The organism is Streptomyces sp. UC4497 (genome assembly GCF_054871485.1).
Genome location: NZ_JBTYHB010000003.1, coordinates 220,856 through 235,268, shown reverse-complemented (window position 1 = coordinate 235,268; position 14,413 = coordinate 220,856). Strand labels below are relative to the sequence as shown.

Genomic DNA, 14,413 nt, shown 5'->3' with positions numbered 1-14,413 from the left:
TGTGACTCCCCCGGTCAGTGCGTGCGGTTGCGCAGGCGCGAGATGACGCGCTGCAGGACGAAGACGAGGACGAGCAGCAGGAACATCGCCCAGGCCACGGTGGCCGCGCGGCCCATCTGGTAGTTCTTCCAGCCCTCTTCGTAGAGCAGCAGACCGAGGGTCTGGTACTGGTTGTTGGTGCCACCGGTGATGCCGTTGGGGCCCTGCCCGAAGATCAGTGGCTCGCCGAAGAGCTGGGTGGCACCGATCGTCGACAGCACGATGGTGAAGACGATCGTCGCCTTGATGCCGGGGACCGTGACGGTGCGGAACTGCTGCCAGCGGTTGGCCCCGTCGATGGCGGCGGCCTCGTAGCGCTCCAGCGGCACGGCCTGCATGGCGGCCAGGTAGAGCAGGGCGTTGTAGCCGGTCCAGCGCCAGATCACGATCGCGGAGATGGCGGTCTGCGATGCCCCGGTGGAGTTCTCCCAATCGATCGGGTCGATGCCGATGAGACCGAGACCCCAGTTGATCATGCCGAAGTCGCGCTGGAAGAGCATCGTGAAGACGAGCGCCGCGGCTCCGACCGAGGTGGCGTACGGGGTGATGGCGGCGACCCGGAAGAAGGTCGAGCCGCGCATCTTGTAGTTGAGCAGGTGTGCCAGGCCGAGGGCCATGAGCAGCTGCGGGACCGTGGAGATCACGCCGATGGTGATGGTGTTGCGCAGCGCGTTCCAGAACCGCTCGTCGGCGAACAGTGCCGTGTAGTTGTCCAGGCCCTGCCACGTCATGACGTCGAAGGTGGACAGCTCGACCTGGTGGAAAGAGATCCAGGCCGTGTAGATCAGCGGATAGAAGCTGAACGCGGCGAAGATGACGAAGAACGGGGCGATGAAGGCGTAGGGCGCGCCCTTCACATCGAGGCGGTGCAGGAACGGGATCTTCGAACGGGCCTTGGCCGAACGGGACTTGCCGAGGCCGTTCGGATCCTGATTCGGATTCGGCTTCGCGGGCGAGCCGTGTGTCGGGGGTGGCTCGGCGGACGAGCCGAGCTGGGTGGAGGCGGCCACCGGGGTCCTTCCATCGGGCGGGCGGGCACGGTAGGGCGAGCGGGGTGAGCGATGGGGCGGCGGGGCGGCCGGCGGGACTCCGGCCGCACCCGCTCGGTCCGTACGCGTCAGCCGACGCTCTTCTTGATCCGCTCGTCGGTGGTCTTCCAGGCCTGGGCCGGAGCCTTGCCGTTCTCCACCAGCTGGAGGCCCTGCGAGAAGATGTCCTTGATGGTGCCGTCCTTACGGCCGAGCACCTGCTCGGCGGGCACCTCGTTGGCCGCCTCCCCGAAGATCTGGCCGGTCGGTGCTCCGGAGAAGTACTCCGACTTGGCGTCCTTCACCTTCGGGTCCTCGAGCGCGGTCTTGGAGGACGGGAAGTTGCCCAGCTTCTCGAAGAGGTAGGCCTGCTGCTCGGGAGCGGTCAGCCACGCCACGAGCTTCTTGGCCTCGTCCTTCACCGGACTCTTCTCGGTGACCCCGAGGAAGGAGCCGCCCCAGTTGGCGCCCTTGGGGGCCTTGGCGACGTCCCACTTGCCCTTGTTGGCGTCCCCGGCCTTGTCGCTGATGTGCGCGAGCATCCAGGCCGGGCAGACCGTGGTGGCGAAAGTGCCGTTGGCGAGCCCCGGGTCCCAACCCGGCTGGAACTGCGGCAACTTGGCGGTCAGGTCCTTCGTGGCCGCCTCGGTCGACAGGTCCCAGGCCTCCTTGATCGCCGGGTTCGTCTTGTAGATCAGCTTGCCGGACTTGTCGTAGTACTGCTGGGAGCTGCCGTAGACCATGGCGTTGAACAGGCCGGAGGCGGAGTCCAGATACGAGACCTTCTTGTTCTTGTTGCCCTTGGCGAACTTCTCGCCGGTCTCGACGTACTTCTTCCAGTCGCCCGCCCACAGCTTGCCGACCTTCTCACGGTCGGTGGGAAGCCCTGCCTGCTCGAACAGGTCCTTGCGGTAACAGACCGCCATCGGGCCGGTGTCCGTGCCCAGGCCGAGGACCTTGTCGTCCTTCGTGGTGATCTGCCCCTGCTTCCACGGCTGGAAGTGGTCGGTGCCCTTGAGGCCGGCGAGGTCCGCGAACTTGGCGGCCTGCGTCTCGGTTATCTCCTTGGCCCGTCCCACCTCGATGCCCTGGACGTCCTTGAGACCGGAACCGCTGGCCAGGTGGGTCTGCAAGGCGGTGTAGTACGTCTGCTCGTCGCCGGCCGCCTCAACCTTGACGGTGACGTTCGGGTTCTCCTTCTCGTACTTCTCGATCAGGCCGGTCTCCTTGAAGCCCATCACGCCGTACAGGCCCATGGTGATGGTGACCTTGCCGTCCTTGACGCCGCCGCCGGTGGCTCCGGCACCCCCGCCGCCGCATCCCGCGAGCAGGGCGCCCGCCGCTGTGCAAGCCAGCACAGCTGTGACTTTTGTACGCAGTTTCCGCTCGACCTTGAGCATGAACGTCCTCCATAAGACGGCGCCGACGCACCGGTGGCACGAGTCGGCCCAAAGCTCGGCCGCCCGCGGCAGGCATCATCAAGTTCCCAGCTCAGAGCGGGTTTTCCGGAGGTCCGCGAAGAGGGTTCGCGGCCTCCGGTCGGCCTGCTGGTGAGTTGGTGGGAACGTACCCACTGAGTTTCAGGAAGACTGGCCGCCCGACAACTCCCGTGTCAAGAAGTCGAATCCAGCTCGTTTCCAGCTCGTTATCGACCACCCCTTCCGGGAAGGGGCCACGGAGCGGGCAGAATCGGGGTGTCAACTGGCAGAATGCGCAGGCCGGGAGGGGGCCGGGAGGGTCGCACCCCCAACAGGGCGGCCCCGAAGGGGAATTGGAGGATCCGGAACGATGAGCGGCGACACGACACGAGAAGTGACGGGCCCGGGGCGGGGCGGGGGTCGGGGGCGGCGGGTCGGCAGTGGCGGCCGGGAGCCGGGGGACGGCAGTCGCTTGCCGGGGGACGGCAGCCAGGAACCGGACGCACGCCGGGAACAGGGCGCGCCCCAAGAACCGGCCGCGCGCCGGGACCGCGAGCAGAGCGGGGCGGCCGGGGCGCGGCCGACCATCAAGACCGTGGCGGCGCGGGCCGGCGTCGGGCGCACCACCGTCTCCCGCGTGGTGAACGGCTCGGAGCTGGTCAGCGAGAAGGCGCGCGAGGCCGTCCTCAACGCCATCGCGGAGCTGGGCTACGTCCCCAATTCGGTGGCCCGCGGCCTGGTCACCAGCCGTACCAACGCCGTCGCCCTGGTCATCCCCGAGTCCGAGAGCCGGCTCGGCTCGGAGCCCTACTTCTCGGCGGTGATCCGCGGGGTGAGCGCCGCGCTCGCCGACACGCGAACCCAGCTCCAGCTGACGCTCGTCCGCGACCAGGCCGAACGCGACCAGCTCACCCGGTCCGTCGCCGAACGCCGGGTCGACGGCGTCCTGTTGGTCTCGGTGCACGAACACGACGTCCTGCCGGGCCTGTTGGAGTCGGCCGGGCTGCCGACCGTGCTCGCGGGCCGCCGCCGCGAGGACGACCCGCTCAGTTACGTCTGCGCCGACAACCGGGGCGGGGCCGCCGCCGCCGTGCGCCACCTCCTGGACCGCGGTCGGCGCCGGATCGCCACCGTCGCGGGCCCCCAGGACATGGAGGTCGGCCGCAGCCGGTTGCGCGGCTGCCGGGAAGCGCTCGTCCAGGCGGGCATCCCCGTTGAGGAACACCTGGTCGAGGTCGGCGACTTCACCGAGGAAGGGGCCCGCGCGGCGATGCGTTCGCTACTTGAACGTTCCCTGGACCTGGACGCCGTGTTCGCCGCCTCCGACCTGATGGCCGCGGGCATCCTCCTCGAACTGCGCGCCCAGGGTCGCCGCGTGCCGGAGGATGTCTCGGTCGTCGGATTCGAGGACTCCTACCTCGCCCGCCACACCAACCCGCCGCTCACGACGGTCCGCCAGCCCACGGAGGAGATCGGCGGCACGATCGCGCGCACTCTCCTGCGCGAGATCGAGAATCCGGCCGCTCCGCGCACTCGGCTGGTGCTGGACACGGAGTTGGTGGTGCGGGAGTCGTCGTAAGCAGTCGTAAGTCGTCGTAACCGGGTCCGCCCGTGCGTCTCCCGACCGCCTAAAGTGATCTTGACGTTGGTCGCCGTGAGGAGAGGCGAGATGGAACTCGACGAGCTGGACGTGGCCATCCTTCGCGCCGTCCAGGCCGACGCCAGGATGACGAATCGCGAACTCGCGGCGAGCGTCGGTGTCGCGCCGTCGACTTCCTTGGAGCGACTGCGGGCACTGAGGAGGCGTGGAGTCATCACCGGCTTCACGGCCCAGGTGGACCTGGCGGCGATCGGCCGCCCCGTCCAGGCGCTGGTCTCCGTACGGATCCGGCCACCGTCGCGGCCCGTTCTGGAGTCGTTCAGGGAGTGGGTCCGCGTCTTCCCCGAGGTGGTCGGCATCTTCGTCACCACGGGCGGAGACGATTTCCTCCTGCACATGGCCGTGCCGAGCACGCAGCACCTCTACGACTTCGTGATCGACAGTCTCACCGAGCGGCGGGAGGTCGCCGACGTGCGCACTTCCATCGTCTACGAGCACCTTCAGAACGAGGTGGTCGCACCGGCCGCACCGGGGAAGGGCGGTACGGGCCGGCACCGCACATGAGACGCGGCGCGCCTTCTTCAAGCCGTACGTCGTTCCGCCGGAAGCACCTGCCGCCCACCGAAAATTCGGCGGCACCCGGCACCGTCCGGCTGTATTCGAAGGACGTTCATGGGGCGGGGCACGCAGTTCACCGGGCGCCTAGGGTCCTGTTCGGGCGCCCCTCAGGACACTGCCGCAACGCACCACGAACGAACCGAGAAGGTACAGCCATGCCCCTGTCGACCAAGGTCGTCACCGTCATCGCCAAGGATCTCCCCACAGGGGTCGCCCTGAACACCGCGGCACTCCTGGGGATCAGTCTCGGCCGGCACGTTCCCGACCTGGTCGGTGGGGACAGTCGGGACGCGGCGGGACACATCCGGCCGGGAATGAGCACACACGCCGTGCCCGTCCTCAAGGCCACCGCCGAGCAGCTGCACACCTTGCACGAACAGGCCTGCGGGCAGCGGGAGTTGGTGGTCGTCGACATGAACCACGTGGCGCAGGAGTCCCGCACGTACGAGGCCTTCCTGGACTCCCTCGGCGGCACGAAGCCGGAGGACATCCGCTACTTGGGGCTGATGCTGTTCGGTCCTCGGCAGGACGTGGACTCCCTCACGGGCCGACTGAGCCTCTACCGCTGAGCCCACCTCCACCACTGGGTCCGCCCGCACAGCCTTCCTGTTCCCCGCCACCTCACCATGGGAGAGACATGCCGTACACGGAGACGGGGTCGTGAGCATGCCGGTGCTGTGCGTCGTGGCCTCGGTGCTGCTTCAGGCCACGGTGTACGGCATGGTGTCGGGCCGACTCTCGGCGGCCGACAGCCTCGCCCTGTCCTGCGCCGGATTCGGCACAGCGGCGCTCGTGTTCAACGTGGTGCTCCTGCTGCGCCGACGTGTCGACCGGGGCCCGGGCCGGCCCGCCCGGCCGCCCTGGCGGGCCGGCTCCCTGATCCTCGTGAACGTTCTCACGGCCGTCACCTTCCTCGGCTTCTACGTGGCGCTGAGCTGGGTGCCGTCCGCGCTGGCCACCGGGGTCGAGACCGCGGTCGGCCCCCTCGTCCTGGCCTTCTTGGGCCTCACCCGCCTCGGCTCCCGGCCCGGCCCGCGCGCCTGGACGGCCGCCCTCCTCCTGGCCCTGACCGGACTCGCCGTCGCCCTCAGCTTCAGCGAGAGCATCGACCTGGGGCGGGGCCGGGCGCTCGCCGGACTCGGCCTCGTACTGCTCGCGGGGATCGGCGCCGCACTGCTCGCCCTGGTGTCCGCCCGCCTGGGCCGCCAAGGCATCGACGCGGTGCGCGTCACCGCGCACCGCTTCCATCTGACGTACGTGTGCGGGGCGTTGCTGCTGCTCGGCACGGTCGCCGACGGGCAGCGGCCGACGTGGGAGACACCGGAGCTGATCGCGACCGGCGTGCTCGCGGTGACGCTCCCCCTGTTCCTGCTCCAGACCGGTCTGCAACGAACCGATCCGATGGTGAGCATGGTGCTCCTCACCTGCCTCCCCGGCGCCACATACCTCGCGGAAGCCTCCTTCCACGGCGGTCTCCGGCCGCTGACACTGGTGCTGATCTGCGCTCTGGTCGTGATCGCGGCCTGGTCCACGCGCGGCGGCCGCCGACCGGTGGCGCCACACACGGCCCGGGAGCCGGCGGCGGACAGCCAGCAGCCGCGACCCCGTCCCGGTGAGGCGGTAGACCGAGCCGCGCCCTGAGCGTGCCACCCCCTAGAGGTGGCACCGCCGGTCAGTCGGCTTCGGTCAGCGCCGCGTGCGCGGCGGTCAGGATCCGTTCGGAGAGCGGGGAGCCCTTGGTGGCGCGGGACAGGACGAGCGCGCCGAACAGGGTGCTCAGGCGGGCGAGGCCGTCCTGGTCGTCATCGGCGAGGAAGTCGGCGAAGTCGGCCACCCCGTCGGCGTAGACGCGGCGGGCCTCCTGGGCGTCGGGGGTGCGGGCGATGTCGGTCGCGAGCGCGGCGACCGGGCAGCCGTCCGCCATGTTGTCGCGGTGTTCGACGGAGAGGTAGGTGTCGATCAGCGTGCGCTGGGCGTCGTCGCGCCGACCGTCGCACTGCTCGAGCCCGGCGGCGTACCGCTGGGCGAGCTCGTCGATCGCGTGGGCGGTGGCCTCGTCGACGAGCGCTTCCTTGGAAGCGAACTGCTTGTAGAAGGCGCCGTGGGTCAGACCGGCCGCCTTCATCAGGTCGGCGACGCTGACCTGCGTGCCCTGCTCCCTGAACAGCCGCGATGCGGTGTCCACGACGCGCCTGCGGTTCTCCTCCGCCTGCGCCTGCGATACGCGGCCCATGGCAACCTCCTGCGTGCTCCTACGTGAACCCGGTGACGTGAACCAAGTTTGGATGTCGACTGGCATCTATCGTAGTCCAGTGTTTAGATTGTCATCGTAATCTATATTTGTTGGACGCGGGTGACCGGACGGCGCCCGCCCCTACCGGAAGCAGGATCAGACATGGAACTCAAGAACACCGTCGCGGTCGTCACCGGCGCCAACCGGGGTCTCGGCCGACACCTCGCCGCCCAGCTCGTGGAGCGCGGCGCGAAGGTCTACGCGGCGGCCCGCCGCCCCGAGACGGTCGACCTGCCGGGTGTCACCCCGCTGCGCCTGGACGTCACGGACGAGGAGTCGATCCGGGAGGCCGCCCGCACCGCCTCCGACGCGACGCTGCTGATCAACAACGCGGGCATCTCCACCGGCGCCACGCTGGTCGACGGCGACCTGGACAAGGTGCGCCAGGAGATGGACACCAACTTCTTCGGCCCGCTCGCCGCGACCCGCGCCTTCGCCCCCGTGATCGAGGGCAACGGCGGCGGCGCCGTGCTCAATGTCCTGTCCGTCCTGTCCTGGTACCACCCGGCGGGCCTCGGCTCCTACGCCGCGTCCAAGGCCGCCGCCTGGGCGCTGAGCGGCGCGAGCCGCGAGGAACTGGCGCCGCGCGGCATCACCGTCTCCGCGCTGCACGTCGGCTACATGGACACCGACATGGCCGCCGAGGTCCCCGCCGACCAGAAGGTCTCCGCCTCCGACGTCGCGACCCAGGCCCTGGACGGCATCGAGGCGGGCCTGCCCGAGATCGTCGCCGACGAGCTGACCCGGCAGGTCAAGCAGGCGCTGGCCGGCACGCCGCAGCCGAACGCCGCCTGAGCCCCGCGGCCGTACCCATCCCGTTCAGCGCCCCTCCCACGCAAGGACATCTCATGCGCTACACGACCTTCGGCCACCGGACCGGGCTGCGTGTGTCCGAGTACGCGCTCGGCACCGCGAACTTCGGCACCGGCTGGGGTGCCGGGGCCGAACCCGACGAGGCCCGCCGGATCTTCGACCGGTTCGCCGAGGCCGGCGGCACCTTCCTCGACAGCGCGGACGGCTACCAGTTCGGCGAGTCGGAGGAGCTGACCGGGAAGCTGATCTCGGCCGACCGCGATCACTTCGTCCTGGCCACCAAGTTCACCCTCGGCGCCGCCCCGCAGCCGGACATCTCCAAGACGGGAAACAGCCGCAAGAACATGGTCGCCTCGGTGGAGGCCAGCCTGAAGCGCCTGGGCACCGAGTACATCGACCTGCTGTGGGTGCACTTCCCCGACGAGCTCACGCCGATGGAAGAGCTCCTGCGTGGACTCGACGATCTGGTGCGCGCCGGCAAGATCCATCACGCCGCGCTGTCCAATTTCCCGGCCTGGCGCGTCTCGCGCGCGGTGACCCTCGCCGACCTCAGGAACCAGGCCCCGATCATCGGCATCCAGCACGAATACAGCCTCGTCGAGCGCACCGCCGACCGCGAGCTGCTGCCGATGGCCGAGAGCCTCGGGCTCGGCGCCGCCCTGTGGTCCCCGCTCGGCGGCGGACTGCTCACCGGCAAGTACCGGACCTCCGCCGACGGTCGTCTGAGCGACCTGGGCATGGTCATCCACACCGAGGACACCGGCCAGAAGACCGCCGTCGTCGACGCCGTCCTGGCCGTCGCCGAGGAGACCGGCGCGACACCCGCGCAGGTGGCGGTGGCCTGGGTGCGCGAGCGCGCCGCCCGCTCGGTGGCCACGCTCGTCCCGATCATCGGCCCGCGCAGCCTCGCTCAGCTCGACAGCTACCTCGGCGCCCTCGACGTCCGGCTGACCGACGAGCAGTACGCCCGGCTCACCGAGGTCAGCGCGGTGCCGCTCGGCGTGCCCCACGAGGGGATCGCCGGCTCGCTGGACCGCCTCCAGGGCGGCGCCGCCGACCACGTCATCCAGCCCGCCGCACCGGTGGCCTGAACCACCCGTATCCCCGAAACGGAGACGACGATGAAGGCCTTCAGGGTCGAGAAGTACGGCGACGCGGGCGGCATACGTGCCGCCGAGGTCCCCGACCCCGTCGTCGGCGCCGACGACGTCCTGGTCAAGATCCATGCGGCGGGCGTCAACCCGCTGGACACGAGGATCCGCAACGGCGACTTCAAGGCGTTCCTGCCCTACCGACTCCCCCTCGTCCTGGGCAATGACCTCGCCGGAACGGTCGTCCAAGTCGGCCCCGACGTAACGCAGTTCGCGGTCGGCGACGAGGTCTACGCCCGCCCCGACAAGGACCGCATCGGCACCTTCGCCGAGCTCATCGCGGTCCACCAGGACGACCTGGCACCCAAGCCCGCCACCCTCACCATGACCGAGGCCGCCTCGCTCCCCCTGGTCGCCCTCACCGCCTGGCAGGCGCTGGTCGAGCGGGCCCACGTACAGCCCGGCCAGAAGGTCCTCGTCCACGCGGGCGCCGGCGGCCTCGGCTCCATCGCCGTCCAGCTCGCGAAGGCACTCGGCGCACACGTCGCCACCACCGTGAGCACCGCCAAGGTCGACCTCGCCAAGGAACTCGGCGCCGACGAGGTCATCGACTACCGCACGCAGGACTTCGAGACCCTCCTCGACGGCTACGACGTCGTCCTGGACAGCCTCGGCGGCGACAACCTCGCCAAGTCCCTGCGCATCCTCAAGCCCGGCGGCACCGCCATCTCCGTCGCGGGCCCGCCGGATCCGTCCTTCGCCCGCGAACTCGGCGCGAATCCGGTCCTGCGCCTGGCCATGACCGCTCTCAGCTTCAAGACCCGCCGCCGGGCCAAGCGCCTCGGGGTGACGTACTCGTTCCTGTTCATGAGGGCCAGCGGCATCCAGCTCCGCGCCATCACTCCCCTCGTCGACGCGGGGAAGATCCACCCCGTCGTCGACCGCGTCTTCCCGTTCGACGAGACCCTCCAGGCCATGGAGTACGTCGAGAAGGGCCGCGCGAAGGCCGGCAAGGTCGTCGTCTCCATGACCTGAGACCACCGGAGCCACCCCCGCCGGGCGGCCGCAGAGCCACCCTCGCCACCGCCCACATCCACACACCACCCCCTCCCCCACCCAGGACTCCGCCATGAGCGCACCGTCCCCTTCCCCCACACCCTCCCCGTCATCGTCCAAGAACGCACCGACGCGCTTCGTGCCCGTAAGCGGCGTCAACTTCGCCTACCGGCAGCATGGTTCGGACGACGGCGTGCCGCTGATCCTCCTCAACCACCTGTCCGCCGTCCTGGACAACTGGGATCCCCGCGTCGTCGACGGACTCGCCGCCCGCCGCCGGGTCATCACCTACGACAACCGTGGCGTCGGTGCCTCCGGTGGCACCACGCCCGACACCATCGAGGCGATGGCCCGAGACACCATCCAGTTCATCAAGGCCCTCGGCCACGACCGCGTCGACCTGCTCGGCCTGTCGATGGGCGGCTTCGTCGCCCAGGTCATCGCGGCCCAGGAGCCGGACCTCGTACGCAAGTTGATCCTCGCGGGCACGGGCCCCGCCGGAGGCACGGGCATCGACAAGGTCACCGGTATCACCGTCAAGGACATGCTCAGGGGTGTCCTGACCTTCAAGGACCCCAAGCACTACCTCTTCTTCACCCGCACCACCGGTGGCCGACGGGCGGCCCACGCCTTCCTGAACCGCCTCAAGGAACGCACCGACGACCGCGACAAGGCCATCTCCCTGTCGTCGTTCCGTGCCCAGCTCAAGGCCATCCGCCGCTGGGGCACCCGGGCTCCCGCCGATCTGTCGCGCATCCACCAGCCGGCGCTGGTGGCCAACGGGGAGAGCGACCGGATGGTCCCGAGCGTCAACTCCCTTGATCTGGCGGCCCGTTTGCCCCAGGGCGAGCTCGTCCCCCTCTACCCCGACGCGGGACACGGCGGCATCTTCCAGTACCACGACGCCTTCGTCGCCCGGGCGCTGGAATTCCTCGAACCGTAGCCGGGCGGCGGAGGCACGGTGGGAGTCGACGTTCAGGCCACCGTCCGCCGCATCCACCGGCTCCTGGCCGACGCGCTCAGGCGCGAACCCCGCGTCCTGCCCGCCGTGTTCGCCCAGGTCCTGGCCCGCCCCGGCGACACCACCGTCCAGGCGATGTTCCAGCGCATCTACCCCCGATTGCTCAACGGCATCGGGCAGTGGCTCGCCGAGGAGATCGACGCCGGACGCGTCCGGGACCTCCCTCCCCTTCTGCTCATCCAGCAGATGGTCAGCCCGGTCGTCCTCCACTTCCTGCTGCGGCCCAGCATCGACCAGTTGGACGGGGTCGACCTGCCCGGAACCGACGACGCCCTCGAGGCCTTCACCCAGAACTTCCTCCGGGCCGTGGCTGCGCCCCGGCCGCCCGTCAACTGACGGGCTACCGGGGCGAGTTCAGCGAGTCCTCGGGCCGTTCGGTTGCGGTGTCACGCGCACAGTGGTTCACCGTTCCCCGCGCGGCGGGCCGTCTGGGTGAGCTCGGCGCGGCCGAACAGCAGGGCGTAGCCGGCGGGGAGTTGGGCGAGGACGCGGTCGAGGAGACCCTCGCCGGCGAGCCGGGCCACGATGCGCAGGACGGTACCGGCGTCCCAGCGGGTGGTGGCGGCGGTGCCGCCGGTGCGGGATGCCAGATCGTTGACGAAGCCCCAGCCGGTCAGCGGTTCGGCGGCGGGGATCTCGGATGTGAGGACGACGGCGGCCTCGTACGGCAGCCTGGCCGCGAGCTCCACGCGCTCATCACCCGTGACCTGGCGCCCGAGGGCGGCCAGCACGGCGCGCACGGCCTCCTCGGCCCGCGCGCGGGTGGGGTACGCACCCTCGTACCGCACCTTTTCCAGCATCTGCTCGAACGTCGTGCCCACGGCGTGCCGGCTCGGCTCTTGCAGGGAAAACATCGGTGGCGCGGATTCCTTCCTTGTCCAATTTTCTGTGGTCGCCGCGTTCCTCGACCTGACGCGGGAACGCGAGCGATGGACGGGGACGGCCGCGGAGGGCCGTCCCCGTGTCTCCGGCGCGGCCGGGAGGGGACTCAGCCGCTGATCTCCTTGTGCGCGGAGCCGCCGCCGATGGCGATCTTGCGGGGCTTGGCGCGCTCGGCGATCGGGATACGCAGGGTCAGCACACCCGCGTCGTAGTCCGCCTTGATGTGCTCGGTGTCAAGGGTGTCGGCCAGCACGACCTGGCGGGAGAAGACGCCCAGAGGGCGCTCGGAGAGCTCCATCTGCACGTCCTCCGCCTTGGCGACGGGCCGCCGCTCGGCCTTGACGGTCAGCATGTTCCGCTCGACGTCGATGTCGATCGCGTCCGTGGGGACGCCCGGCAGGTCGAGGGTGATCACGTACTCATCACCCTCGCGGTAGGCGTCCATCGGCATCACGGACGGCCGCGACCAGGTGCCGTTCGTGTCCAGGACCTGCCGGGTGAGTCGGTCGAGCTCACGGAAGGGGTCGGTGCGCATCAACATCGTGAAACACCTCCAGTGTTCGGGTCAGGCACGTTCCTGCCAATGCGGTTGACCTGACCACGTTGTAACATGTCATCGAAGTGATGACAAGCAGAACGTCATCGGGACGACGACAGCGTTGGAGGCTCCATGACCCATGACGATCAGCCCGCTTCCCGCCCCGGCGGTCTCACGCCCACGTCCTTCCTCGCCGGCTCGGCGCTGAACACGATCCACGAGGCCCTGCGCACCGCCCGGACCTCACGGGACGGGGAGCACCCCGAACCCGGACAGGGCGGCTCGGAGCAGGCACTCGCCGCGCTTCTGCTGCTGCGCGAGGTGCGCGATCAGCTCGCCGAGTGGGAACCGGGCCTGATCGAAGAGGCCCGGGACGCCGGCGCCAGCTGGGCCGACCTCGCCCACCCCCTCGGCGTCTCCAGCCGCCAGGCCGCCGAACGCCGCTACCTCCGCGTGCGCCCCGGAAACCCCGGCTCCACGGGTGAGCAGCGGGTACAGGCCACCCGCGACCGCCGCGCCGCCGACCGCACCGTCACCGCCTGGGCCCGCGCCAACGCCGGGGACCTGCGCCGACTCGCGGGCCAGATCACCGCGCTCGCCGACCTCTCCGCCGCCGCCCGCACTCCACTCGTCGAGCTCAACGCCGCCCTCGCCGACAACGACGCGGCCGCCCTGGTCGGCCCCCTGACGGACACGCACACGTATCTGACATCCGGCCACCCCGAACTCGCGGCCCGCGTGGACGACATCGCCCGCCACACCGACCATCTCCGCCGGCACAGCGGCGACCAGCGCCGAGGGCCCCGGAGGCCGCCGGAGCCCTGAGCGTGCCGACGTCGGCAGGACCGCCTCGAAACGCGCACCGTACTGCCGTTCCAGGTACCAACAGGGCCCCCCTCATCCCGGCGGGCCGATCTAGCCTGGAGTGCGTGAGTACAGCGAGCGACGTCCGGGGATTCCCGACGTCACCTCGCGCGCAACGTCGACCCCACAAGGAGCCCCACGATGCACACCCGCACACTCGGCCAGGGCCTCAAGGTCTCGGCGATCGGTCTGGGCTGCATGGGCATGTCCCAGAGCTACGGCCCCAACCCCGGCGACCGCGCGGACATGATCGGCGTGCTCCGCGGCGCCGTCGACCGGGGCATCACCTTCTTCGACACCGCCGAGGTCTACGGCCCCTACGTCAACGAGGAGTTGGTGGGCGAGGCCCTCGCCCCGGTGCGCGACCAGGTCGTCCTCGCCACCAAGTTCGGCTGGAACATCGACAACGGCACGATGAACGGGGTCAACAGCCGCCCCGAACAGATCAAGCGCGTCGCCGACGCCTCGCTGCGCCGCCTGCGCACCGACACCATCGACCTCTTCTACCAGCACCGCGTCGACCCCGACGTCCCGATCGAGGACGTCGCCGGCGCGGTCGCCGAACTCGTACAGGCGGGCAAGGTACGCCACTTCGGCCTCTCCGAGGCGGCGGCCGGCACGATCCGCAGGGCGCACGCCGTGCACCCCGTGACCGCCGTGCAGAGCGAATACTCACTGTGGACCCGCGACCCCGAACCCGAGGTCCTGCCCACCCTCGCCGAACTCGGCATCGGCTTCGTACCGTTCAGCCCGCTCGGCAAGGGCTTCCTCACCGGCACCGTCGACACCACGACCACGTTCACCGAAGGCGACATCCGCTCCAGGGTCCCGCGCTTCGACCAGGACAACCTCGCCGCCAACCAGGCCCTGATCGACCACATCGCCACCCTCGCCAAGACCAAGCACGCCTCCCCCGGCCAGATCGCACTGGCCTGGCTCCTGGTCAAGCAGCCCTGGATCGTCCCCATCCCCGGCACCCGCCGCATCACACGCCTCGAGGAGAACGCCGCCGCCACCCAAGTCCCGCTCTCCGCCGACGAGATCGCCGACCTCGACACCCTGGCGGACCGGGTGGGTGTGCACGGCGACCGCTACAACGCGACGCACATGGGCTTCGTCAACAAGTAGGAATCCATTCCGTTCATGCGAACA

General features: G+C 70.0%; 16 protein-coding genes. 11 read left to right on the top strand and 5 right to left on the bottom strand.

Annotated elements, in window-relative coordinates; all coding sequences use genetic code 11:
• Positions 1-14: 14 nt before the first annotated feature.
• Complete coding sequence (locus tag ACYSUO_RS06065) at positions 15-1,049, bottom strand: carbohydrate ABC transporter permease (protein ID WP_461774952.1); 1,035 nt, start codon at positions 1,047-1,049, stop codon at positions 15-17.
• A gap of 107 nt (positions 1,050-1,156) precedes the next feature.
• Positions 1,157-2,467, bottom strand: a complete 1,311-nt coding sequence (locus tag ACYSUO_RS06060) for an extracellular solute-binding protein (RefSeq protein ID WP_461774951.1) — start codon at positions 2,465-2,467, stop codon at positions 1,157-1,159.
• Positions 2,468-2,855: 388 nt separating this feature from the next.
• Here ACYSUO_RS06060 and ACYSUO_RS06055 point away from each other — a divergent pair, with 388 nt between their 5' ends.
• The 4 genes from ACYSUO_RS06055 (at position 2,856) to ACYSUO_RS06040 (ending at position 6,344) form a co-directional block, all read left to right on the top strand.
• Positions 2,856-4,064: a LacI family DNA-binding transcriptional regulator gene (locus ACYSUO_RS06055; protein ID WP_461774950.1), complete on the top strand. Its 1,209-nt coding sequence runs from the start codon at positions 2,856-2,858 to the stop codon at positions 4,062-4,064.
• Between the two features lie 90 nt (positions 4,065-4,154).
• The gene (locus ACYSUO_RS06050) at positions 4,155-4,649 is read left to right on the top strand and encodes an Lrp/AsnC family transcriptional regulator (protein WP_461774949.1); all 495 of its coding nucleotides are present in this window, start codon (positions 4,155-4,157) and stop codon (positions 4,647-4,649) included.
• A gap of 209 nt (positions 4,650-4,858) precedes the next feature.
• Positions 4,859-5,272, top strand: a complete 414-nt coding sequence (locus tag ACYSUO_RS06045) for a DUF2000 domain-containing protein (RefSeq protein WP_461774948.1) — start codon at positions 4,859-4,861, stop codon at positions 5,270-5,272.
• A 91-nt stretch (positions 5,273-5,363) separates the two neighbouring features.
• Positions 5,364-6,344: an EamA family transporter gene (locus tag ACYSUO_RS06040; protein ID WP_461774947.1), complete on the top strand. Its 981-nt coding sequence runs from the start codon at positions 5,364-5,366 to the stop codon at positions 6,342-6,344.
• Positions 6,345-6,375: 31 nt separating this feature from the next.
• Here ACYSUO_RS06040 and ACYSUO_RS06035 read toward each other — a convergent pair whose 3' ends face one another.
• The gene (locus ACYSUO_RS06035) at positions 6,376-6,936 is read right to left on the bottom strand and encodes a TetR/AcrR family transcriptional regulator (RefSeq protein WP_461774946.1); all 561 of its coding nucleotides are present in this window, start codon (positions 6,934-6,936) and stop codon (positions 6,376-6,378) included.
• 162 nt (positions 6,937-7,098) lie between these two features.
• On the opposite strand from ACYSUO_RS06035, the gene ACYSUO_RS06030 reads away from it, so the two are divergent.
• The 5 genes from ACYSUO_RS06030 to ACYSUO_RS06010 all read left to right on the top strand — a co-directional run bounded on the left by ACYSUO_RS06030 (position 7,099) and on the right by ACYSUO_RS06010 (position 11,313).
• A complete protein-coding gene (locus tag ACYSUO_RS06030; RefSeq protein WP_461774945.1) occupies positions 7,099-7,791 on the top strand; it encodes an SDR family oxidoreductase in 693 nt (230 codons plus the stop codon).
• A 53-nt stretch (positions 7,792-7,844) separates the two neighbouring features.
• On the top strand, positions 7,845-8,900 hold the full coding sequence (locus tag ACYSUO_RS06025; RefSeq protein ID WP_461774944.1) for an aldo/keto reductase: 1,056 nt from the start codon (positions 7,845-7,847) through the stop codon (positions 8,898-8,900).
• 30 nt (positions 8,901-8,930) lie between these two features.
• Positions 8,931-9,935, top strand: a complete 1,005-nt coding sequence (locus ACYSUO_RS06020; RefSeq protein WP_461774943.1) for an NADP-dependent oxidoreductase — start codon at positions 8,931-8,933, stop codon at positions 9,933-9,935.
• A 94-nt stretch (positions 9,936-10,029) separates the two neighbouring features.
• On the top strand, positions 10,030-10,899 hold the full coding sequence (locus ACYSUO_RS06015; protein WP_461774942.1) for an alpha/beta fold hydrolase: 870 nt from the start codon (positions 10,030-10,032) through the stop codon (positions 10,897-10,899).
• A gap of 18 nt (positions 10,900-10,917) precedes the next feature.
• Positions 10,918-11,313, top strand: a complete 396-nt coding sequence (locus ACYSUO_RS06010) for a hypothetical protein (protein ID WP_461774941.1) — start codon at positions 10,918-10,920, stop codon at positions 11,311-11,313.
• 50 nt (positions 11,314-11,363) lie between these two features.
• Here the strand turns inward: ACYSUO_RS06010 and ACYSUO_RS06005 are convergent, their stop codons facing one another.
• Positions 11,364-11,831 (bottom strand): DUF2267 domain-containing protein, encoded by a 468-nt coding sequence (locus ACYSUO_RS06005; RefSeq protein ID WP_461774940.1) that lies wholly within the window; start codon positions 11,829-11,831, stop codon positions 11,364-11,366.
• 134 nt (positions 11,832-11,965) lie between these two features.
• Positions 11,966-12,400, bottom strand: coding sequence for an Hsp20/alpha crystallin family protein (locus ACYSUO_RS06000; RefSeq protein ID WP_426897335.1), 435 nt, complete (start codon positions 12,398-12,400; stop codon positions 11,966-11,968).
• Positions 12,401-12,529: 129 nt separating this feature from the next.
• Between ACYSUO_RS06000 and ACYSUO_RS05995 the strand changes: the two genes are divergently transcribed.
• Together ACYSUO_RS05995 and ACYSUO_RS05990 are read left to right on the top strand one after the other, a co-directional pair.
• The gene (locus tag ACYSUO_RS05995) at positions 12,530-13,222 is read left to right on the top strand and encodes a type III effector protein (RefSeq protein ID WP_461774939.1); all 693 of its coding nucleotides are present in this window, start codon (positions 12,530-12,532) and stop codon (positions 13,220-13,222) included.
• Positions 13,223-13,402: 180 nt separating this feature from the next.
• Positions 13,403-14,389: an aldo/keto reductase gene (locus tag ACYSUO_RS05990; protein ID WP_461774938.1), complete on the top strand. Its 987-nt coding sequence runs from the start codon at positions 13,403-13,405 to the stop codon at positions 14,387-14,389.
• Positions 14,390-14,413: the final 24 nt, after the last annotated feature.